The sequence below is a fragment of the Bradyrhizobium sp. NAS96.2 genome, from assembly GCF_001908235.1.
Classification (GTDB): domain Bacteria; phylum Pseudomonadota; class Alphaproteobacteria; order Rhizobiales; family Xanthobacteraceae; genus Bradyrhizobium.
Window position 1 is genome coordinate 32,061 of the sequence record NZ_LGHK01000001.1, and the last position, 22,726, is coordinate 54,786.

A 22,726-nucleotide genomic window follows, 5' to 3' on the forward strand; every position below is an offset into this window, starting at 1 on the left:
ACGTACTGACGAGACGGCGGACACGATCACGCACCTTCAAGTGTCGTCAGCGCCCTGCCCATTCACCCCGGAATGTAAACGCATCCCGGATCGTCGGGTGGGCAGTCACAATCGCCGATGGTCTGAGCTAAATTAGAGAGTTGCGGTCTCTCTTCCACGAAGCCCTTGATCGCCGTCAAGCTGTTGCGGCGCACTTTGACGAACTGTCCGGAACCGGCAAGATGCGCATTGAGCTCATCACCCAGGCCGGCGTTGTGTATGGCAGTCATGATTTTTCCCAAGCCGTGCACTCCGAAGTCGACGTGGGTTCCTCCCGAACGGGCGGGCTTTGGCGGAGCGGCCGTCTTGCTAGCTTTCCCCGCCTTCTTGGCCCGCGATGGTTTGCGGGTCTTCGCCTTTTTGACTTTTGCCATGTCAGGACTCCCTTATAGTGCTGGCTTGAAAATCTTCAGTGCTAGAAATTGCTGAACAGCCCGCGCGGCGCCTTGTTCGGCTCTTCCACCTGAGGCGGTGATGAGCGAACCTTCATAAATCGGACCCCGAGCGGCATCGAGGACCTTTGCCTCGCCCTTGTCCAGATACAAGCCCACCGTCAGCTGGTGCGTATCCTTGCGCGACACGGTGACGGGAAAGCTCACGTCAGTGACTTGTAGCTGCGGCCCTGAGGGCGCGAAGACGATCTTGGGCGATGCCCCGCCGCCGATGGCCGTGGTGAACTGAAGCTGCTGGACCATGCTCGGCGGCCCTTTTTTCACCGTCGCAACGTCCTTGTTGAGCTCATCGAGATTCTCAAACAGGCTCATCAGGGTAAATTCCTTGATCAACTTGGCGAGCCCTACCTTTCCCGCGATCGGGTAGATGTAGTCCTCGGTTCTCACCAGATGGTTCGCGCAATAGCTCCCACTCGTCTTTTGAACGAGGTTTCCAAAGTTGTCCGTGATCGTAAACGACCATTCGTTCTGTCTCTGCCTGTCGAAGCTGCCGGTGAGGCCGAGGGTCACCAGTGAAGTTATGGGCGTCGGCCGAATGAGGTTCGCCGCCGGATCTATGTTGTTGGTCTCCAGGCCCGTCAGATCGTAATAGTAGGCAATGCCCGTGCTGTAGAGTAGCTTTGTCACCGTATGGGCGAAACCAGTCACCTGAGAGGGATCGAAGGCTCTGATCGCCTCGGGATTCTCGTTGTAGGCCCGCTCCAGCTCGTTGCCGATGGCAAAGGAGTAATCGTCGAGTTTCTTCTTGTTCACGTTGTTGTCGGCGCTCGTGAGATAGCCGAGCAGCGCGTCAATGACAGCCTGCCGTGCTTCACAGCGAATCTGCCTCGCAATATTGGAGGCTGAAACATGCGCGACGTCATCCGTGACCGGCGCAATGGCGCATCCGCTCAGTAGAAACAATGCACTAAACAAAAATGGGCGACTGCCCTTCGCCCGGAATCTCATCGCGCCCCCGCAATAAATCATTGAAAAACATCCGAGAATTTGAAGCCAAAAATTAGCTTAGAAATGAAGATAGAGAAATTCGCTCTCGCAGGTTATCGATCGAGCCTTCAAAAACGCAGGCGCGCGCGGTTGCTACCGAGCGGGCCACGCTAGCGGATTAAGTTCGGTGCTCCGAAAAGCCGTGAGCCTTCTCCTCCGAACGGTAAGCAAAAAGCCCGATGCGGCAGACCGATCCGACCTGTTCTTTGCGACAAGCCGAGGTCTCATCGTAGAATAGAGCTCCCCCTTCGGATCAAGGACAACGGCCCGGCTGGCTTGGCTCGCCCCGAGGCGGCGCCAGCGTTGGGTCCCCGCCGTCTCTACTCGCCGACAGACTTCAGAATGCACGGCTCCTTTTGAGAAATGTAACAAGATTGCTCAATTGCGTCCACGATGCTCCAGCCGACGCGCTCCCTTGCTGTGGTGCCGGGCAGATCAACTCGCCTCGCGTTCTCCTCGGGACGAGGTGCGGGCTATCCAGTCCATGTCTTGTCGCTCCACCGTCAAAAAAGGCGAAGAGACTCGCCTACCGCAAATTGCCAGCGCGTTGGGCCTGTCGCCGCGCGTTGCAGTCCGTCGGTAGGCGTGGAAGTTGGACGGCGGACCTTGGATCAGTCGAGATTCTTGCAGTCTTTGCAGCGCGGCCTTCCAGCATCACCAGGCTTGCGGTGAGCTTGCTTGATCGTCTTTCCGGCGGGGCAATTGTCGCGGTCGTGATAGACGTTACGGTGGGACGGCGGATATTCGAGCGAGTCAGTGTGGTAGGGAACTACTTTGGACATGTAAATCCTCTAATGCACCGATTGAGTAATGGTTGATAACAATCGAACGTTGACGGTGCAATCAGACACACGGTCCGGAACGTACGATCGTCAGCCGGCTGCTGGACGTCTCGCTCCAAGCCGCAACCTATCCGTCGAGACGCGGCTCGCTTAACCACACATTCAACAGCTAGCTACCTTGAACGATCCGCAGTACAAACGGGATTATTTGGTGATCCCATGCTGGACGATGAATTTAACAGGCAGCGGGCTCGTCTGGTTCGCGACCTTGCCGATCGGGCCGACCCGTTTATCAAGCGGCGGCTCCTGGATCTTGCGTCCCGGTACGAGCAGCCCCGGCAGACCAAGCCGCTGGTGCTCCCCTCGATAAACGTTGAGAAGCATCTCGACCACGGGGACGATGACTAGGAGCGTCCGCTAAATAATCCGGTCCCGCTCCTACTCCTTTTTAGCATTCTTCTCTGGCTCGGCTTCGGCCTCGACGTGTTCAAGCACGGCTTTTCGCTTGTCTTCGCTCTCGATCTTCGAGAATGCGCGCAATAGCCTGAGTGCCTGCAAATTTGCCTTCGTCACCTTCATCCTGTTCTTCCACCCCTCTTATATCCGAACGCGCGGAGGACGTCCTTCGCGTTCGGCTTGACTTGACGCTCTTCGCATTTCACGGCTTCGCCTCTGACGACGATCGGCACGGATGTCAGGTGCGGGACGTCCAGTTGGCCTCTTTCGATCGGTACCATTGTGACAATCCTGCGCCGCTCGGCCAAATGACAAGCTTAGCCCGGGACTGGACGTTAATGGGTCGGAGCATCAGATCGTTGCGTCGTCGGCCAGTTGACTGCCGGTCGAATGGGCGATACCGCCGTTCGTAGCATCGGCGAATGTTTTACCTGACCGACGCGCTTCCCACGTTAAGGGATTCGAGTTGCGGGAACGCGCAGACGAGAACTTTGCCGGGAAGGAATGCCGATGCTTGCGTGTCGACCGGCGCATCTCTTTGTTCGATTTGGATCCGATCAGCCTCTGGATCATGCCGAAACGGGGCACCGCTCAATTGCGACGTTCGCCGGGTCGGTCAATCGGTTCTTGTTCGACCGGCCCCTCGACATCTCCCCTGAATTCCGACTCGGGCAGTCGCTGATGGACTTCGATAAGAGATGATTGAGCGGACGGCGGCGCAGCCCCGGCATAGTAGCGCGTGGTCAGCGGCATCAGAACGGAACCGAAGAGCAGACTCAACATCGTCACGCCCAACGTCCTGAAAATCACCCAGGCATCCGTGGTTTGGGTTCGCCAGATGACCTCGTTCAAGACAGCCATGCCTGCGAAGAACATTGCCCAACGAAAGGTGAGGATACGCCAGCCCTGCGTTGTCAGATTGAAGATGCGATCCAATGTCACCACGATGAAGGAGCGGCCAAATAAAAGCCCGCCACCGAGAAGCGTCGAAAGCAGTCCGCTGACGATGGTTGCCTCTACCTTGATGAACGTATCGTCATGCAACGCCAGTGTCAGCATACCGAACGTCAACACGCTGACGCTGGTGATCAGCGATGTGATCGGCATGTGGCCCTTGACCACGAGGGATGCGATCGCGGCCAGGACGGTCACGACCATGAATGCGGCGGTAGCCGTAAAAAGCCGGAATTTCGCGTTCACAATATGGAGGACAATCAGCGGACCGAGCTCGGTGGCGAAGTCGAGCATCGTATGCGGTTGGTCTTGTCTATCACCTGCGCTGGCTGCCATCCTCTGACCCTTTTATTCAGTTGGAGAACGCTAAGGCTGAGGATGTACAACCTGACGCTGCGTGAGGTTCAAGCCCCTTCGAAGCCGATTCTCTTATGCCATGCTTGCGGTAGCCGCAGCCTTGGTTCAGCGCGGTGTTTGCTTCGTTCAAGGCAGCATCACCAAGTCGCCCGATGATACAGAGGTCTATTCGGCGCGTTCGGCGTCAAATGTCAGACCCCGGCGGAAGAACTGGATTCCGCCCAATCAACGTGAAGAATCCTATCAATCCTGGCGCAACACTATGTCTCCACTGCCGTCCGGATCCTGGCTGCTGTCGACGTCTCGATAGATACTTTGTATCGAAACGGAGCCTTGCGGGAGAAAGGCTTCTAGGCGTTCGGCCAACTAGTCCGTTTTGGGATTGCGCCTGCCAGAACCTCTGCACACGGTGATTGTGACCGATTGAGCGCCAGATCAAAGTAGATCCGGCAGTTAGCTGGGATCAAAATCATCGATGCTACGGGAACCTCGGCGGCCTTCCGATGAAGCTCGCGTTCAAGCGTCAGCACCATCTGGTGAACCGATGGTAAGATAACATGGACTTACTCCTGCATGTCGGTTTCGGCCGAAGCGCGGCTGAGCACCGCAGATCTGGGCGAAACCAATGCGGCCCCGCATGGCCGGTCAATTTGACGAACGCAAATGGGTCAGGGCATGCAGCCATGTACCTTTCTTGTACATCAGCTTGTTGTCAGCTCGCTCGCCTAAATTGCTGACTGGTCTTGAGTAGACCGACACCAACTAGCATCCAATGTTGTCGATAGGAGAACTACTCGCATGTATGGCAGAATCACTGGACCATTCAGCCCGTCTACAAGCGCGGGACAAGCCGACGAGTCTGGGCAGGTCGCAGATCACCATATGTTTACGGAACGGCTTGCAGACGCCGCGGCTGGCTCATCGTCGGCGAGACGGCCGTATTCCCTAACCGACGAGCCTCCGATCTACGAGATGGACAGCGATTCATTCAGGCGAGAACTGCGCAACTTTTATGGCGACGATGTCAAGCACATAGCCGATCATCCGCAAGAATACTCGGACTTCGTGTCCTCAAAGGCCGAGAGCACCGTAATGGTCGCTAGAGCCGGCTCGACCGAGGATCACAAGACGGGTTCGCAATACTTTAGCTACCAGCTGGGCGATAAGAGTGTCGGACTCCTAAGGACGGATCCAGGATTTCGCATCAAAGGGGAAACGTGGCAGAAGGAACACTTTCCGGATCGCAAGAACATCTCATCTGTCGTAGCTCTCCGAGTCACTCATCCGCTCGTTCTGAACGCGGGCGATGTTCTGCTCGAACATCAGCTGCGGCAGGACGGCAGGCGGCCATTGATCATGTCGCGTCCTGCCTCCGATGAAGCCAAACCACGTCTGGAGCAGATGGGCTTTGTTGACGTCGGTGAAAACCAGTTCGTGCTTGACCCTAGACGTCACCCCGATAAGTGGACGAAGAACGACCAGGATGAATGGCAGCGCGCAGACAAGCCTCGACAGTATCTTCAAGCGGAGAGCGAGGGTCCTGTCGAAGGAAGCCAGCACGATAATTCGAACGACGAATACCAGACAGACTCGTCTGGAGACGATCCTTCCTGGTATTTCGATCGCCTCAATATGGGCCCACCGACCAGCTAGTATCTCGTCATAGAGAGGTTTGGGCTGGTTGAAATTGACCTGGCTTGGCATCGGCCCTTGCCGGTCGTGCCATTTGACGTGAGCGCATTCGACATTGCGCCGCTTCTCCAGACCGGCCGCCTCGGCGACGAGGCGGCCGAAACTGTCGAAGCGCCGATCGAGGCATTGGCAGGCGACGAGAGCCCGATCAACTCATCGGCGAACTGCGCGAGCCGGTCCAGGCCGAGCAGGGATAGATCGAGCGCTGCGATTGCGCATGCTAGTCGAATGTCGTGACTTGCTGACGCCAATTGTAGACCGAACGTTGCGCAATCAGAGAGTCAGAGAGACGACCTCTGCGCGCCAATCTTTAAAGGCCCGCTCCGGCACTGTTCCGACTGCCGTTTCGATTCCCGCCGTAATTTGCAGCGGATTGACATGCCCTGAATTTTCATTCGGCGGCAAGCAGCATCAGAGCGACAACGATTCGAAGCGATCGCACATTCCATAACCACTTGGCTCGCAAAGCGACCGAAGTGGTTAAGGCGGCGCTGCCTGGCGCATAGGAGCAATATCCGGCGTTACGACAGCTCGGCTCACACCGCACAGATCACAGGCACCGGTTATCGCAAATCGGTTCAGCCCCAATCGAGCGCACCGCCGTTCTGATACTCGATGATGCGGGTCTCGAAGAAATTCTTCTCCTTCTTCAAGTCCATCGCCTCCGACATCCACGGGAATGGATTCTCCGCCTCCGGGAACACCGGCGTGAGGCCGATCTGCGCGCAGCGGCGGTTGGCAATGAAGTGCATGTACTGCTCGCACAATGCGGCGTTCAGCCCGAGGAAGCCTCGCGGCATCGTATCGCGGCCATAGGCGGCCTCGAGTTCGGCGGCCTCGCGGATCATGTTGCGAACCTCCTCCTGGAAAGCCGATGTCCACAGGTGCGGGTTCTCGCTCTTGATCTGGTTGATCACGTCGATGCCAAAGTTCAGATGGATGCTCTCGTCGCGCAGGATGTATTGATACTGCTCCGCGATGCCGGCCATCTTGTTGCGGCGGCCGAACGAGAGGATCTGCGCAAATCCAGTGTAGAACCACATGCCCTCGAAGATCACGTAGAAGGCAACAAGGTCGCGCAGGAACGCCTGACCGGCCTGCGGTGTTCCGATCTTGAAATCGGGATCGTCGAGATGCTGGGTGTGCTTGATCGCCCACGCCGCCTTGTCGGTGATCGAGGGCACCTCGCGGTACATATTGAACAGCTCGCCCTCGTCGAGGCCGAGGCTTTCGACAATGTACTGAAAGGTGTGGGTGTGGACGGCCTCCTCGAAGGCCTGGCGCAGGAGATATTGCCGGCATTCCGGATTGGTGAGGTGGCGATAGATCGCCAGCACGATGTTGTTGGCGACCAGGCTTTCGGAGGCCGCAAAGAAGCCGAGATTGCGCTTGATGGCGCGACGCTCGTCCTCCGAGAGGCCATCGCGTGATTTCCACAGCGCGATGTCGGCCTGCATCGAGACTTCGGTCGGCATCCAGTGATTGTTGCAGGCGGCGAGGTATTTCTCCCATGCCCATTTGTATTTCAGCGGCAGCAGCTGGTTGACGTCGGCGCGGCAGTTGATCATCCGCTTCTCGTCGACCGAGACGCGGCCGCCATGACGGTCGATCGTACCGAGGCCGGTTGCCTCGCTCAGAGCGGCGGGCGCCGCCGCGAAGGACTGCGGCATGAAGCGCGTGCGCTCCTGGCGGGCTGTGGTCGCAGTTTCTGAAAAGTCGAGCATAATGTCCGTTCCTTTGTTTTGCTTACTGGCAGGCTTCGCAGTCGGTATTATCGATCGAGCAGGCCATGGCGCTCGGTAGATCGGGGCCCGGCGCGGTCAGCGCCACTGGCGAGACAGCATTAAGCTTGCCGTCGGTGCCCTTGAGCGTTGACTTCTCGACATGGGTCGCGCTGCGCGAGCGCAAGTAATAGGTCGTCTTCAGGCCCAGCGACCAGGCTTGACGGTAGAGCGCGTCGAGCTTCTTGCCGGAGGGATTGGCGATATAGAGATTGAGAGACTGCGCCTGGTCGATCCATTTCTGCCGCCTCGCCGCGGCCTCCACCAGCCAGCGCGAATCGATCTCGAAGGCGGTCGCATAAAGCGCCTTGAGGTCGTCGGGGATGCGGTCGATCGCACCGACGCTGCCGTCAAAATATTTGAGGTCGTTGACCATCACCTCGTCCCACAGCCCGCGCGCCTTGAGGTCGCGCACCAGATGGTCGTTCACCACCGTGAAATCGCCGGACATATTGGATTTGACATAGAGGTTCTGGTAGGCCGGCTCGATCGACTGCACGACGCCGCAGATGTTGGAGATCGTCGCCGTCGGCGCGATCGCCATCACGTTCGAGTTGCGCATCCCGACCGAGGTGACGCGGCCGCGCAGGGCTGCCCAGTCAAGCGTGCTCGTACGGTCCATCGCAACCCCACCGCGGGCATCGGCAACATAGTCGATCGAATCGATCGGCAGGATGCCCTGGCTCCACAGCGAGCCCTCGAACGACGGATAGCGTCCGCGCTCGGCGGCGAGATCGCAAGACGCCGAAATCGCATGATATGAGATCGCCTCCATGCTGGTGTCGGCGAAGGCCACGGCGGCATCGGACGCTACCGCAATGCGCAGCATGTGTAGCGCGTCCTGGAACCCCATCAGCCCGAGCCCGACCGGGCGATGCCGCAGATTGGAGCAGCGTGCTTCCGGGATGGTGTAGAAATTGATGTCGATGACGTTGTCGAGCATCCGCATCGCCGTCGTCACCGTCTTTTTCAGCCTGACATCGTCGAGCCGGCCGTCCTGGATGTGGTCGGCGAGGTTGATCGAACCGAGATTGCACACGGCGGTTTCGTCGTCTTATGTGTTCAGCGTGATCTCGGTGCAGAGGTTCGAGGAGTGGATCACGCCGGCATGGCGCTGCGGCGAGCGCAAATTGCACGGGTCCTTGAAGGTGATCCAGGGATGACCGGTCTCGAACAGCATGGTCAGCATCTTGCGCCACAGGTCGACGGCGCGGATCTGCTTGAATAGGCGCATTTCGCCGCGCGCGGCCTTGGCCTCGTAATAGGCGTAACGCTCGGCAAATGGCTTGCCATAGAGATGGTGCAGATCCAGCGTCTCGTCGGGCGAGAACAGCGTCCATTCGCCGTCGGCCTCGACGCGCTGCATGAACAGATCGGGCACCCAATTGGCGGTGTTCATGTCATGGGTACGGCGGCGGTCGTCGCCGGTGTTCTTGCGCAGATCGAGGAATTCCTCGATGTCGACATGCCAGGTCTCGAGATAGGCGCAGACCGCGCCTTTGCGTTTGCCACCCTGGTTGACGGCAATCGCGGTGTCGTTGGCCACTTTCAGGAACGGAACCACGCCCTGGCTTTCGCCGTTGGTGCCCTTGATATGAGCGCCGAGCCCGCGGACGCGGGTCCAGTCATTGCCGAGCCCACCGGAATATTTGGCAAGCAGCGCGTTATCCCTGATCGACTTGAAGATGCCGTCGAGGTCATCGGCCACAGTAGTCAGGAAACACGACGAAAGCTGCGGCCGCAGCGTGCCGGAGTTGAACAGCGTCGGCGTCGAGGCCATGAAGTCGAACGACGACAGCAAATCGTAGAACTCGATCGCGCGAGCCTCGCGATCGATCTCGCACAGCGCAAGCCCCATGGCGACACGCATGAAGAAGGCCTGCGGCAGCTCGATGCGGTTGCCGCGGACATGCAGGAAATAGCGGTCGTACAGCGTCTGCAGGCCCAGGAACTGGAACGACAGATCGCGTTCCGGTTTCAGCGCCGCGGCAAGCCGCGCGAGGTCAAAACGGCCGAGCTCGGCGTCAAGCAGTTCCGACGTGATGCCGGTCTTGATATAGGCCGGGAAGTACTCTGCATAGCGCGTGGCCATGTCGGCCTGCGACGCGCTGGTCGGCGCATCGAGCACATTGGTCAGCACCTCGGTGCGCAGCTTGTCAAGCAACAGGCGGGCACTGACGTAGCTGTAGTTCGGCTCCTGTTCCACGAGGGTGCGGGCCGCCATCACCGAGGCGAGCGCCAGCTCGTCCTGGCCGATGCCGTCATAGATGTTGCGCTTCGTCTCGGCGATGACGGGCGCAGCGTCGACGCCGTCAAGGCCGGCACAGGCCTCGTTGATGATCAGCGCCAGCCGCGCGTGGTCGAGCGGCACCTTGGTGCCGCCGCGTAGCGTGACCTGGACCGCTGGTCCCGCCGCAGGCTTTGCCGCTTTCGCCGCCTCCTGCTCGGCGCGCTGCCTCGTGCGTTCCTCTCGGTAGAGCACATAGGCGCGCGCCACCTTGTGGTGCTCGCTGCGCATCAGCGCCAGCTCGACCTGATCCTGCACGTCTTCGATGTGGAAGGTGCGGCACTCGCTGATCCGCCGCGACAGCGCGGTGACGACCTCAGCAGTGAGTTGCTCGACGATCTCACGCACCCGGCGCGAGGCGGCCGCGGTATGTCCCTCGATCGCGAGGAACGCCTTGGTCATCGCAACCGAAATCTTGCTGGCGTCGAATTTCGACACCGTGCCGTTACGGCGGATCACCTGCATCGGAGGCAACGCTTCCGGCGCGGCGAGCGATTCTGGACGCAACTGGATGCGTGGCGCTGGCTTTGTTTCGCGATCGAGAGAGAGTGACATCGTATAGACCCCGTGATGCTTGTTGGGGCCGGATGTCGAGAGGACGCTGCGTCATTCCGGCGGACAAGCGTCGCCGGCATGGCTGTGCAAGCGACCGCCGGGACACCCCGCCCGTGGACGTGTTTGGTGTCGCGGCAGGTCTCCTGGCTCGCAGGTCGCCGTTGCTCCCTTGTCTTCCCAATGCCTCGCGGCACCAGTGACTTAACAGGGCGAGAGCAACTCACTGCTTACAGTTGCGGGGGCAGCGCCGGATTTTTACGGATCGATCCGTAGTTCACCGGCTTCCCTCTTAGCCACCAAATCTTGCGATATGGCGGACCGTGACGTCTATATCTGGTGCGATTTGGAGAGGAATGTCAACGACCGCAAGATCGCCTTTCCAAAATTTCTGCAAGCTTATCCCAAGGCCCATGAGCGACTGGCGAGAAGCTTCAATGCGCTCCCCTTCTCATCCAGCCCAAACCTCGACCGGGTGATGCGGACGCTCTGCCCCGAACTTGTGTATCGGGCACAGGCCAGCAGCTCTTTCGAGCAATGGTGGTCTTTGATTACGAAAGGCGCCCTTACCGATCGTATGCAGGTCTAGTGCGGTCGCCCGACGTTGTTCGGCCTTGGCATCAACAGCGCGATCAATCCCCTTCCGAATCGTACGTCGCTTTCATGGCGGAGCTCTGGTCTGTCATGCTGACAGCGGGTGATTTCGGTCCAGGTCATCTACCTCTCCGATGGCTTCGCACACCTCGAAGAGTCACAACCCGCTGAAACCACCCGACTTTAATTCCGGTCGCCCTCTTACACTCCATCAGGCGTCTTCGGCTGACTATGCCCGGCGGAAACTGCGCGCCCGATTGAAGTTCCACTATGTCCCAGAGCACGCCTGGGGGCTGAACATAGTTGAGATCGAGATCAGCATTCTCGCCCGCCAATGCCTCGATAGACGCATCGACAGTTTCCCACACCTCGTCAAAACGTCGCAATGTCAACCACGCCTGCGTCAATTGGATGCTCACAACCGAAAAGGCTCGCGCAAAATGGCGTGCGCCGTCCAAACCCTTCAGCCAGATCAAGTCAATTTCAACGACCCAAAACCTCAGTGTCGAGGTCTTAGTCAGCTTCTCGAAAGCTGACCTTCCTAGCATCGGACTTGGTCTGTAGATGCCCTTGCCGCCCACGCCTGAGCTTGGTCACGAACCTAGGGTAGGCGCTGGGCCGATCGGAACGATGCTTTGTCGCTTATAAGAGCAAGGAGAGCCCTATGGATTCCAATCGGATAAACGGTGCCCTCTCGCGCGGGTCCCAAACTTGGGACGTCAGCACACAGGAGAATCATGAATTATTTAGCCAGACTGTGAATCAAGTCAGGTCAGCGTCCGCCGCGCCTGTATCGGCAAAGACTCCGATTTGGAGTTCGAATGCTCCGTACGGGAACTTCTCACGCAATGGACACTCCTGGAACAACGACGTATGGGGCGCTGGCGCTGGGCCTCAGACGATTTCGGTGTATGAAGCCAACCGGTGGGGCGTGTGGTCGAACCAGCCTAATTCGAAAGGCATCAAGAGCTATCCGCACGAGTCGGTCGATATCGGCAAACCCCTCAGTTCAATCAACACTCTAAGCTCGAGCTTCAATCAGGTTGTTCCTGCTGGTGGCGCTTGGGACGTCGCCTACGATATCTGGGACAGCTCAAAACAGCAGGAGATTATGCTCTGGACAAACTACACCGGAAACCCAGACGGCAGCGGCAACGTAAAGCCGATTTCATATCACTATGACTCTTCCGGGGCGGCGATCCCGGTTTACCGCAATATCCATGCAGGCGGGGCGACTTGGAACGTGTTTGAAGGCTTCAATGGTCACAAAGTCATCTCACTCCTGCGCACTTCGAAGACCAACAGCGGGACAGTCGACATCAAGAGTATCCTGCAGTGGATCAAGTCGACGGGCTATTTCGGCGACATAAACGTCGGTAGCGTGCAATACGGCGTCGAGATCACCTCCTCTCCCGGGGGGATGAATTTCAATTTCAACAACTGGACCGTGACCTCGAAGTGAATATCCGCCTCCTGGGACGTGAGATCTGAAGGGCACCAGCCGCAAACGGCACGAACGCCATTTCGTGGAACATAAGCCTGCGCGGATGCTCTGCCTCATGGTCGACAGCGTTCCGAGCGCTTCGAGCCGAATTTCTAGTTCCGCTCGGAATAAGCTGCTCCGGCTTTCACACTGAAGAGCGAGAGGGCCGCCGGCGCCGGTAGGCGCTCCATCACGGCCTCCGACATCGGCAGGATAGGGCCCTCTCGCCTTTAAGACGCCTTTCTTCACGGCCGCTGAGTTTGAGGCCATCGGCTGCGCGATGGTCATTGGCCAGCGTCCGCGTTGGGTCGCCAGCAAGGCGCAATCAGACGTTATTCCGCCATTTCGCGGATGACAACGCGCACATGGTTGTCGAAAGCATCCAGATGGGCGCAGAATTCTACGCAATCATTGAGTTGCCACTACAAGTCACTCTATTCTCGTCCGTACAGAGCATCATTCCCGTCGGGATGCCGCAGCGACCATGATTTCTGAGGGTTGACGCAGTCCCTCCCTTGCAGGTAATCGAAACCGTTGAGGTTCTCCAGATCCAGATTGACCTGGAGCTAAGAGGGAAGCCGGTGCGCAGGTTCTTCGGAACGATGCAATGCCGGCGCTGCCCCCGCAACTGTAAGCGGCGAGCCATCGTCCATTTCAGCCACTGAAGCGCAAGCTTCGGGAAGGCCGGACGATAGCTAGGACCCGCGAGCCAGGAGACCTGCCTCGGCAACATAAACGTCCACGGGCGGGGTGTCCCGGTGGTGCGGTTGCGACCCGCTCGCCCCTCAACGCGCCTTGCGGAGTCCAGACGTGTCACTACGGCCTTTGCCCCCAACTTTGGGGTTAAGCCAATGTCCTCTACTTCTATCTCCTCACTTGCGGTCGCAACTCTTGGTACGCCGCGCATCGGTCCACGCCGCGAGCTCAAGCTTGCGCTCGAAAGCTTCTGGTCCGGCACATCGGACGAGAAGGCATTGATCGAAGCCGGGATCGGATTGCGTACCGCCAACTGGGCGCGGCAGAAAAAGCTCGGCGTCTCGGTGATCCCGTCGAACGATTTCTCGTTCTACGACCAGGTGCTCGACACCTCGGTGATGGTTGGTGCGATCCCCGCTATCTATGGCTGGACCAGCGGCCCAATACCGCTTGCGACCTATTTTGCGATGGCGCGCGGCAGCCAGGGTGATGTCCAAGGCAACCCGCACGATGCGTCCCGCGGCAACGCCCATCATGGCCAAAGCCTGCCGGCGCAAGAAATGACCAAGTGGTTCGACACCAACTACCACTATATGGTTCCGGAACTTGCGAAGGATCAGCAATTCCGCCTCATCTCGCGCAAGCCGATCGAGGAATACGAGGAAGCCAAGGCGCTGGGCTACCAGACCCGACCCGTGCTGGTCGGTCCGGTCACCTTCCTCAAGCTCGCCAAGAGCAAGGATGCCGGCTTCGAGCCGCTGTCGCTGCTGGACCGGCTGCTGCCGGTCTATGTCGAGGTGCTGCGGGAGCTTGCCAGCCGCGGCGCAGAATGGGTTCAAATTGACGAGCCCTGTCTGGTGCTGGATCTCGACGAGGCGGCTCATGACGCGCTGGGGCGTGCCTATGCCGAAATCGCCAGGGCAGTGCCGCACATCAAGATCATGCTGGCGAGCTATTTCGGCGGCCTCGGCCAGAACCGCGACACGGCGTTCGCGCTTCCAGTGGCCGGTCTGCATTTCGACTTGGTGCGCGCGCCCGAGCAGCTCGACGACCTCGCCCGCCTGCCCGCCGACCGCGTCGTCTCGCTCGGTGTGCTCGACGGCCGCAACGTCTGGCGCGCCGATCTGAGCAGAATCCTCGACCGGCTTGAGCCAGTCGTCGCAAAGCTCGGCAACGACCGCGTGCAGATCGCACCCTCCTGCTCGCTGCTGCATGTGCCGATCGATCTCGCCCTGGAAGCCAAGCTCGACGCCGAGGTGAAGAGCTGGCTGGCCTTCTCCATGCAGAAGATCGAAGAGCTGGCCGCGCTCGGCACGTCACTTGCAAGCGGGCGCAGGTCGATCACAAAGTACTTAAAGGCATCCGACGCTGCCGCGCTAGCGCGCAAGACCTCGCCGCGCATTCACGACGCGAAGGTGGCAAGCCGTATCGCCGGGATCGACGAGGCAATGCGTCGGCGCGCCAGTCGGTTCGAGAAACGAACCGAAGTGCAGCATGCGCGCTTCAACCTGCCAGCTTTCCCCACGACGACGATCGGCTCCTTCCCGCAGACCCAGGAAATCAGGAAGGCGCGCGCCTCGCATGCCAAGGGAGACCTGAGTGATACGGCCTACAAGACCTTCCTGCAAAACCAGACGGCACGCACCGTGCGCTGGCAGGAAAGCATCGGCCTCGATGTGCTCGTCCATGGCGAGTTCGAGCGCAACGACATGGTGCAGTACTTCGGTGAGCAGCTCTTAGGATTCGTCTTCACCGAGAACGCCTGGGTGCAGTCCTACGGCTCGCGCTATGTCAGGCCGCCGATCCTGTTCGGCGACGTGTCCCGTCCGAAGCCGATGACCGTCGAATGGTGGCAGTATGCGCAGTCGCTCACCACAAAGCCGGTAAAGGCGATGCTGACCGGCCCGGTCACCATCCTGAATTGGTCCTTCGTCCGCGACGACATTCCGCGCAGCCAAGCCTGCCGCCAGATCGCGCTCGCCATCCGCGACGAGGTTACAGATCTCGAAGGCGCCGGCGCTGGCATGATCCAGATCGACGAGGCCGCCTTGCGCGAAGGCCTGCCGCTGCGGCGCTCGGAGTGGGCAACCTATCTCGACTGGGCGGTAGAATGCTTCCGCATCTGCTCGTCGGGCGTCCGGGACGAGACCCAGATCCACACCCATATGTGCTACTCCGAATTCAACGACATCATCGACGCGATCGGCACGATGGATGCCGACGTGATCTCGATCGAGACATCGCGATCGAAGATGGAGTTGCTGGACGCATTCCGGAACTACCGCTATCCGAACGAGATCGGACCCGGCGTCTACGACATCCACTCGCCGCGTGTGCCTGAGGTCACCGAGATGACGGAGCTGCTCAAGCTGGCGCGGCAGCGCCTGTCCGACGACCAGCTCTGGGTCAATCCGGATTGCGGCCTGAAAACTCGCAAATGGGACGAGGTCCGTCCGGCACTCGTCAACATGGTGGCGGCCGCGCGCGAGCTGCGGGCAGCAGGCTGATGTCAGGGAGCCTGCCGATGCAATTCTGGATCAAATGCACCCGCTACGGCAAAGCGGAATCCTACTATGTCAACATCTCGCTCGTTAGCGGCATGTCGCGCGAGCGCGACAAGACGATCCTGGAATTCGTCGGCGCTCAAACCATCGTGGTGAACGAGACGCCAGAACAGATTCTGGCGCTTCACCTCGGTACGTCTGCCGGACAACGCATCTGACTCGCAGGGCTGGAGCATGATCGTCTGAGGCTGATTCGATTGGGTATTCCCGAATCAGGTGGGTTCTGATTCAAGGTGCTGACCGGACTGGAGGCCAGCATCCCGTGGGGCGAGCCTATTCGCTCCATTTGCACAAGAGGGGCGTTGCTGCCCGCGCCAAGCCAGTGCGGTGGTCCTTCGCGCCGCATGCGTGATCCTCGAACAGCTGACGCGAATCAACGCCGCGGCGAGCAGCGCATCGCGCCTTCAAGTCCGTGGTCCGGCGGTCGGAGGCCGGCGATACGCCGCATGCGGCCAACCAACATAGGCGGACACCCATCGGAAATAGGTTTGCGTTTGGCAGCGCATGGCGAAGAGTTTTCCGCATATTTTTGCGCCACCAGGCTTTTGGCTTAAGGGCCGGCTACAAGATTCGGTAGATGGCTAAAGCCAAATTGAGGCCCTAGGATCCGGCCGCGTTCCCCGCCTGTCATCATATCATCGACGAACGGAAGTGAACGCAAGCGCACGTGAAGCGGCGGCCCGCAACGCCCACCCGTCAGCTTCCGTCTTTCCATCGCTTAGTGGGGTAACATCATGTCCGAACAACTCTTGCCGACGCTGCCGATGTGGCGCGTCGATCACATTGAGCCGTCGCACGAGATGTTGGCACTACGCGCCAAGGGGCCGATCCAGCGCGTGCGCTTCCCATCGGGGCACGAAGGCTGGTGGGTGACAGGCTACGACGAGGCCAAGGCGGCGCTGTCGGACGCAGCGTTCCGGCCCGCGGGAATGCCGCCGGCGGCATTCACCCCGGATTCGGTGATTCTCGGTTCGCAGGGGTGGCTGGTCTCGCACGAGGGAGGCGAGCATGCCCGGTTACGCACGATCGTGGCGCCGGCCTTCAGTGACGGCAGGGTGAAGCTGCTTGGGCAGAAGGTTGAGGCGATCGCCGCGCAGCTGTTCGAGACGCTGGCGGCCCAGTCCCAGCCAGCCGACCTGCGGCGTCACCTCTCCTTTCCGCTTCCGACCATGGTCATCAGCGCGCTGATGGGCGTGCTCTACGAGGATCACGCCTTTTTCGCCGAGCTGTCCGACGAAGTGATGACGCACCAGCATCAAAGCGGCCCGCGCAGCGCGTCGCGCCAGGCCTGGGAAGAACTGCGCGCCTACATTCGCGGCAAGATGCGGGACAAGCGCCAGAATCCGGGCGACAACCTGCTGACGGATCTGCTCACGGCGGTAGACCAGGGCAAGGCAACCGAGGAAGAGGCGATCGGCTTGGCGGCGGGCATGCTGGTGGCAGGGCACGAGAGCACCGGCGCGCAAATCGAATTCGGCCTGCTGGCTATGTTCCGCCATCCGCAACAGCGCAAACGCCTGGTCGGCGATCCATCCCTGGTGGACAAGGCGGTGGAGGAAATCCTGCGCATGTACCCGCCGGGCGCCGGCTGGGACGGCATCATGCGCTATCCGAGGACCGACGTGACCATCGCGGGCATGCATATTCCCGCGGAGAGCAAGGTGCTGGTCGGCCTGCCGGCGACGTCGTTTGATCCACGCCATTTCGACGCCCCGGCAAACTTCGACATCGGACGCGAGGAAAATCCGCACCTGGCGTTCTCTTACGGACCGCACCACTGCATCGGCGCAGCGCTGGCGAGGCTCGAGCTCAAGGTAGTGTTCGGTTCGATCTTCCAACGTTTTCCTGCACTGCGCCTAGCCGTGGCGCCCGAAGAACTGAAGTTGCGCAAGGAGATCATCACTGGTGGGTTCGAGGCGTTTCCGGTGATCTGGTGATGCGCAGACGCCGCCGGGGATCGCAATCTTCTCTGCAATTTGCCGGTGCGCGCTCCCGTCAGATCAGCCAGCCAACAGGAAACCAACACAGGTAACCAAGATGGACATGCAAGAAACCACGGCAGCATGCCGGGACGCCTTCGCCGAACTGGCGTCACCAGCGTGCATCCACGACCCGTATCCGTTCATGCGCTGGTTGCGCGAGCACGATCCGGTGCATCGGGCGGCATCGGGCCTTTTTCTGTTGAGCCGCCATGCCGACATCTACTGGGCCCTCATGGCCACGGGCGATGCGTTTCGGGGACCGGCGCCGGGCGAACTGGCGCGCTATTTCCCACGTGTGCCGACCAGCCTGTCGCTCAAGCTGATGGCGTCCACGCTAGCGATGAAGGACCCACCGACGCATACGCGTCTGCGCCGGCTGATCTCGCGTGATTTCACCATGGGCCAAATCGACAAGCTGCGGCCGAGCATCGCGCGCATCGTCGCAGCGCGCCTGGACAGCATGACTCCCGCGCTGGAGCGCGGGGAGGCGGTGGACCTGCATCGGGAATTCGCCCTAGCCTTGTCCATGCTGGTCTTCGCCGAACTGTTCGGCATGCCGCAGGACGACATCTTCGGGCTCGCCGCCGGCATCCGCACCATTCTGGAAGGCCTGAACCCGCAGGCCAGCGATCACCAGCTCGCCGCGGCGGACGCGGCCAGCGCCAGGGTGCAGGCCTACTTCGGCGGCCTCATACAGCGCAAGCGTACCGATCCCCGCCACGACATCGTGTCGACGCTTGTCGGCGCACACGACGACGATGCCGACACGCTCTCGGATGCGGAGTTGATCAGCATGCTGTGGGGCATGCTGCTCGGCGGCTTCGCCACCACCGCTGCGACCATCGACCATGCGGTCCTGGCCATATTGGCTTATCCCGAACAGCGGCACTGGCTGCAGGGAGATGCCGTGGGGGTGAAGGCATTCGTCGAAGAAGTCCTGCGCTGCGACGCGCCCGCCATGTTCAGCGCCACTCCGCGTATCGCCCAGCACGACATCGAACTGGGCGGCGTGGTGATCCCGAAGAACGCGGACGTGCGCCTGCTGATCGCGGCCGGTAATCGCGACCCGGACGCCTTCGCCGATCCCGACCGCTTCGATCCCGCGCGGTTCTACGGCACCAGTCCTGGCATGTCGACCGACGGGAAGATCATGCTGAGCTTCGGCCACGGCATCCACTTCTGCCTCGGTGCGCAACTGGCCCGGGTGGAGTTGGCCGAGAGCCTGCCGCCGATCCAGGCGCGCTTCCCCACGCTGGCATTGGCCGAGCAGCCGACCCGGGAGCCCTCCGCGTTCCTTCGGACGTTCCGTGCGCTGCCGGTGCGGCTGCACGCGCAGGGGGGCTGAGATGCGCGTCGTGGTCGACCAGGATCTGTGCGGAACAACCGGGCAGTGCGTGCTGACGCTGCCGGGCACCTTTCGCCAGCGCAAACCGGACGGCGTAGCCGAAGTGTGCGTGGCGACGGTCCCGCAGGCACTGCACGCCGGCGTGCGGCTCGCGGCCAGCCAGTGCCCGGTCGCCGCCATTCGGGTCATCGAAAGCGACGTCGGCGATGAGGAGCGCGCCAGCGCCGACCCCGCGCCTTTTCCGGCCGAGGCGGAGCGGCATGCCGCGAAAGGCCAACGCAATTTGGGAGGACACGATGGGACGATTTGAAGGCAAGGTGGCCGTGGTGACTGGCGCCGGCGCCGGCATCGGCAAGGCATGCGCCCTCGCCATCGCGCGCGAGGGCTGCAGAGTGGTGGTGGCCGACATTGATGGTTCGGCGGCCATCGCTTGCACCGCGCAGATCGCGTCCGAAGCTGGCCACGCGCTGGCCCTGGCCATGGACATCGCCGATGCGCAGGCGGTGGCAGCGCTGTTCGAGACGGCGGAGCGGCAATTCGGTGGGGTCGACCTGCTGGTGAACAACGCGAGCGCCATGCATCTAACCCCGCGCGACCGCGCGATCCTCGACCTGGACCTGACGGTCTGGGATCAGACCATGGCGACCAATCTGCGCGGCACGCTGCTCTGCTGTCGGGAGGCCATCCCACGGATGATCGCCCGCGGCGGTGGAGCGATCGTCAACATGTCTTCGTGCCAGGGGCTCAGCGGTGATACCGCGCTGACGTCCTACGCCGCCTCGAAGGCGGCGATGAACATGCTATCGGGCTCGCTCGCCACTCAGTACGGTCATGTGCAGATCCGCTGCAACGCGGTTGCGCCAGGTCTCATTATGACCGAGCGTCTCCTCGCCAAGCTGGACGAGCGCATGCAACGGCATCTGCGCCGGCACCAGCTCCTGCCGCGCGTCGGCCGCCCCGAGGACGTAGCGGCGCTGGTGGCGTTCCTGCTCTCCGACGATGCTGCGTTCATCACCGGCCAGGTCGTGTGCATCGATGGCGGCATGCTGGCGCATGTGCCGACGTACGCCGACGGTGGCAACAGCGGCGGAGCGCGGCCTGCCGGCCACACCGCCGATGCGGTCACGGTGCCGCGCGGCTGATAGACATGCTGCTCAACCCGCTGAACCGTCGGCACCGGTCGCGGCACGACATCCCGGTCGTGCCCGGCGCCTTCCCTCTGATTGGACATCTTCCCGCCGTCGTCTGCGACCTGTCGCGCCTGCTGCGGCACGCCGAACGGACGCTGGGCAGCCACTTCTGGTTGGATTTCGGCCCTGCCGGACAGCTGATGACCTGTGTGGATCTGGATGCGTTCGCACTGCTCCGGCACAAGGACGTGTCCTCGGCGCTGATCGAAGAGATCGCGCCCGAATTGTTTGGCGGAACGTTGGTTGTCCAGGACGGCAGCGCTCACCGGCAGGCGCGCGATCCGATTAAGGCGGCGTTCCTGCCCAAGGGGCTGGCCGAGGCCGGCATCGGGGAGCTGTTCGCGCCCATCATCTGGGAGCGGGTGCAGGCGTGGCGGGATCGCGGCAACGTAACTATCCTGCGCGAAACGGGCGGCCTGATGCTCAAACTCATCTTCAGCCTGATGGGAATCCCCGCGCACGACCTGCCGGAATGGCATCGCAAGTACCAGCAACTGCTGCAGTTGGTCGTGGCGCCCCCGGTCGACCTGCCCGGACTACCCTTGCGGCGCGGCCGCGCCGCCCGGGACTGGATCGACGCGCAGTTGCGCCAGTTCGTCCGCGATGCGCGCGCGCATGCCCCGCGCACCGGGTTGATCAACGACATGGTTAGTGCCTTCGATCGCAGCGACGATGCGCTCTCCGATGACGTCCTGGTCGCTAATATCCGCTTGCTGCTGCTTGGCGGTCACGACACCGCCGCCTCGACGATGGCCTGGATGGTGATCGAGCTGGCGCGACAGCCTGAGCTGTGGGACGCCCTGGTCGAGGAGGCGCAATGTGTGGGCGCGGTGCCGACCCGGCACGCGGACCTGGCGCAGTATCCGGTCGCCGAGGCGCTGTTCCGCGAGACATTGCGCGTGCATCCGGCTACCACGCTCCTGGTGCGTCGCGCGCTACAGGATTTGCAACTTGGCCAGCGGTGCATTCCCGCGGGCACCGATCTGTGCATCCCGCTGCTGCATTTCTCGACCTCGGCGCAGCTGCACGAGGCGCCTGATCAATTCCGCCTGGCGCGCTGGTTGCAACGCACGGAGCCGATCCGACCGGTGGACATGCTGCAGTTCGGTACCGGCCCACACGTCTGCATCGGCTACCACTTGGTATGGCTGGAGTTAGTGCAGTTCTGCATTGCCTTGGCGCTGACCATGCACAAGGCAGGGGTACGCCCGCGGTTGCTGAATGGCGTCGAAAAAGGCCGGCGCTACTACCCGATCGCACATCCGTCCATGACAATCCGCATCGGATTCTCATGAGCTGGCATCGTATCACGTGCCCCGTGTGGCGGAGGCGTCGGCTGCTCGCGGCTCGCCGTGGCCATCTCCTGTCGGGTACAAGGATATGAACAACATGCAGACCGGTTCCAGGCAATTTGAACAGGGGATTGGCGTTTGCGCGCTTGGCGGATTGGGCGCGCCGGTGCACGGCGAAATCGGCAGGCTGCCGCCGGAGATCTGGATGCAGGACGGCGCAAAGCGCGTCGAACAGGCGCTGGCGCGTCGTCTCTGCGCCGAATACGACGGTGAGACCGAGCTGATGGAGGCGATGCGCTACGCCACCCTGCAAGGCGGGAAGCGCACCCGCGCGTTGCTCTGCATGGCTGCAGGCGCGCTGGCCGGCACGTCAGCACACGTGCTCGACGAAGTCGGCGCCGCCATCGAGATGATGCACGCCTGTACCCTGGTTCACGACGACCTGCCCGCAATGGACGACGACGTGCTTCGCCGCGGCCTTCCGACCGTGCACGTCAAGTTCGGCGAAGCCACTGCGATCCTGGTCGGCGATGCGCTGCAGGCGCATGCCTTCATGATCCTGGCGAGCCTGGAAACGCCGAGCGACCACCGTATCGCGCTCGTGCGCGAACTAGCGCAGGCGGTGTCAGCCGAGGGTGCCGCAGGCGGGCAGGCCATGGATTTGTCGCTGGTTGGAAAGCACGTCGAGCTGGACAAGATCGTGGCGATGCACCGGATGAAGTGCGGAGCGCTAGTGCGCGCGTCCGTTCGCATGGGCGCGCTATGCGCCATCTCGGATGATGCCGCGCACGCACCGCTGTACTGTGCGCTCGATCGCTACGGCGCCTGTTTCGGCCTAGCGTTGCAGGTGATCGACGACATTCTCGACGCGACAGCGGATATAGCGACGCTGGGCAAAACTCCCGGCAAGGACGCGGCGGCGCAGAAGCCGACCTGTGCGTCGATCATGGGGCTGCAGGCGGCGCGCCAGTTCGCGTCGGATCTGTTGCGTGACGCCGGGGAGGCCATCGTCCCGCTGGGGCTGCGTGCGGAACGGTTGGCGCAGATCCTGCAGCGGGCCAACGCGTTTCTGTTTAAGCACGCGCCATGCGCATGAGCGCGCCCGTCCGCATGGAGGCGGCCCAATACCGCTGCGATCGGCAGCGGTGCCTGCTGCACTATGACCGAGTCCACGGCGCCGATTGCAGCTTTTGCCCAGCACGGCCGCGGTGTCTGCCTCGTCAACCGTCTGCAGAAGGAAC

16 protein-coding genes, 3 pseudogenes and 2 riboswitches are annotated in these 22,726 nt (G+C 61.3%); of the genes and pseudogenes, 11 read left to right on the forward strand and 8 right to left on the reverse strand.

Features of this window, described 5'->3' with window-relative positions; translation table 11 throughout:
- Positions 1-62: 62 nt before the first annotated feature.
- The 5 genes and pseudogenes from AC628_RS00110 to AC628_RS00125 all read right to left on the reverse strand — a co-directional run.
- Positions 63-413 (reverse strand): hypothetical protein, encoded by a 351-nt coding sequence (locus AC628_RS00110; protein ID WP_074124693.1) that lies wholly within the window; start codon positions 411-413, stop codon positions 63-65.
- A gap of 12 nt (positions 414-425) precedes the next feature.
- The gene (locus tag AC628_RS00115) at positions 426-1,460 is read right to left on the reverse strand and encodes a Y4kA family protein (protein ID WP_074124694.1); all 1,035 of its coding nucleotides are present in this window, start codon (positions 1,458-1,460) and stop codon (positions 426-428) included.
- A gap of 1,004 nt (positions 1,461-2,464) precedes the next feature.
- Positions 2,465-2,653 (reverse strand): hypothetical protein, encoded by a 189-nt coding sequence (locus AC628_RS43655; RefSeq protein ID WP_210190136.1) that lies wholly within the window; start codon positions 2,651-2,653, stop codon positions 2,465-2,467.
- A gap of 45 nt (positions 2,654-2,698) precedes the next feature.
- Entirely contained in the window at positions 2,699-2,839 is a 141-nt protein-coding gene (locus tag AC628_RS43660; protein ID WP_168193269.1) for a hypothetical protein, read from the reverse strand.
- Between the two features lie 573 nt (positions 2,840-3,412).
- A pseudogene (locus AC628_RS00125) lies at positions 3,413-4,006 on the reverse strand (septation protein A); the annotation flags it as partial.
- An 819-nt stretch (positions 4,007-4,825) separates the two neighbouring features.
- On the opposite strand from AC628_RS00125, the gene AC628_RS00130 reads away from it, so the two are divergent.
- Positions 4,826-5,680, forward strand: coding sequence for a host specificity protein (locus tag AC628_RS00130; protein ID WP_083632495.1), 855 nt, complete (start codon positions 4,826-4,828; stop codon positions 5,678-5,680).
- Between the two features lie 617 nt (positions 5,681-6,297).
- Here the strand turns inward: AC628_RS00130 and AC628_RS00140 are convergent.
- Both AC628_RS00140 and AC628_RS00145 read right to left on the reverse strand, forming a co-directional pair.
- Positions 6,298-7,443, reverse strand: a complete 1,146-nt coding sequence (locus AC628_RS00140; protein WP_074124699.1) for a ribonucleotide-diphosphate reductase subunit beta — start codon at positions 7,441-7,443, stop codon at positions 6,298-6,300.
- A gap of 22 nt (positions 7,444-7,465) precedes the next feature.
- A pseudogene (locus AC628_RS00145) lies at positions 7,466-10,342 on the reverse strand (ribonucleoside-diphosphate reductase subunit alpha).
- Between the two features lie 116 nt (positions 10,343-10,458).
- Positions 10,459-10,680, reverse strand: a riboswitch (cobalamin riboswitch).
- On the opposite strand from AC628_RS00145, the gene AC628_RS43665 reads away from it, so the two are divergent.
- The gene (locus AC628_RS43665; protein WP_168193270.1) at positions 10,653-10,928 is read left to right on the forward strand and encodes a hypothetical protein; all 276 of its coding nucleotides are present in this window, start codon (positions 10,653-10,655) and stop codon (positions 10,926-10,928) included. It overlaps the preceding riboswitch by 28 nt.
- On the opposite strand, the pseudogene AC628_RS45045 reads toward AC628_RS43665, so the two are convergent.
- Positions 10,928-11,056: pseudogene (locus tag AC628_RS45045) on the reverse strand (IS5/IS1182 family transposase); the annotation flags it as partial. The gene AC628_RS43665 and the pseudogene AC628_RS45045 overlap by 1 nt on opposite strands.
- Before the next feature lie 541 nt (positions 11,057-11,597).
- Here AC628_RS45045 and AC628_RS00155 point away from each other — a divergent pair.
- The 9 genes from AC628_RS00155 to AC628_RS00195 all read left to right on the forward strand — a co-directional run bounded on the left by AC628_RS00155 (position 11,598) and on the right by AC628_RS00195 (position 22,581).
- Positions 11,598-12,395 carry a glycoside hydrolase family 12 protein gene (locus AC628_RS00155; RefSeq protein ID WP_074124701.1) on the forward strand — a complete coding sequence of 266 codons (798 nt, stop codon included), beginning with the start codon at positions 11,598-11,600 and terminating at the stop codon, positions 12,393-12,395.
- Positions 12,396-12,936: 541 nt separating this feature from the next.
- Positions 12,937-13,156, forward strand: a riboswitch (cobalamin riboswitch).
- Between the two features lie 111 nt (positions 13,157-13,267).
- A complete protein-coding gene (metE, locus tag AC628_RS00160) occupies positions 13,268-15,619 on the forward strand; it encodes a 5-methyltetrahydropteroyltriglutamate--homocysteine S-methyltransferase (protein ID WP_074124702.1) in 2,352 nt (783 codons plus the stop codon).
- Between the two features lie 17 nt (positions 15,620-15,636).
- Positions 15,637-15,834: a hypothetical protein gene (locus AC628_RS00165; RefSeq protein ID WP_143201351.1), complete on the forward strand. Its 198-nt coding sequence runs from the start codon at positions 15,637-15,639 to the stop codon at positions 15,832-15,834.
- Between the two features lie 576 nt (positions 15,835-16,410).
- Positions 16,411-17,613 carry a cytochrome P450 gene (locus tag AC628_RS00170; RefSeq protein ID WP_074124704.1) on the forward strand — a complete coding sequence of 401 codons (1,203 nt, stop codon included), beginning with the start codon at positions 16,411-16,413 and terminating at the stop codon, positions 17,611-17,613.
- Positions 17,614-17,713: 100 nt separating this feature from the next.
- Complete coding sequence (locus AC628_RS00175) at positions 17,714-19,003, forward strand: cytochrome P450 (protein ID WP_074124705.1); 1,290 nt, start codon at positions 17,714-17,716, stop codon at positions 19,001-19,003.
- A 1-nt stretch (position 19,004) separates the two neighbouring features.
- Positions 19,005-19,313, forward strand: a complete 309-nt coding sequence (locus AC628_RS00180) for a ferredoxin (protein WP_074124706.1) — start codon at positions 19,005-19,007, stop codon at positions 19,311-19,313.
- On the forward strand, positions 19,300-20,145 hold the full coding sequence (locus AC628_RS00185) for an SDR family oxidoreductase (protein WP_074124707.1): 846 nt from the start codon (positions 19,300-19,302) through the stop codon (positions 20,143-20,145). The genes AC628_RS00180 and AC628_RS00185 overlap by 14 nt, the downstream gene beginning before the upstream one ends.
- Positions 20,145-21,488, forward strand: coding sequence for a cytochrome P450 (locus AC628_RS00190; protein ID WP_074124747.1), 1,344 nt, complete (start codon positions 20,145-20,147; stop codon positions 21,486-21,488). The genes AC628_RS00185 and AC628_RS00190 overlap by 1 nt, the downstream gene beginning before the upstream one ends.
- Before the next feature lie 85 nt (positions 21,489-21,573).
- On the forward strand, positions 21,574-22,581 hold the full coding sequence (locus AC628_RS00195) for a polyprenyl synthetase family protein (RefSeq protein ID WP_502689520.1): 1,008 nt from the start codon (positions 21,574-21,576) through the stop codon (positions 22,579-22,581).
- The last annotated feature ends 145 nt before the right edge of the window (positions 22,582-22,726 follow it).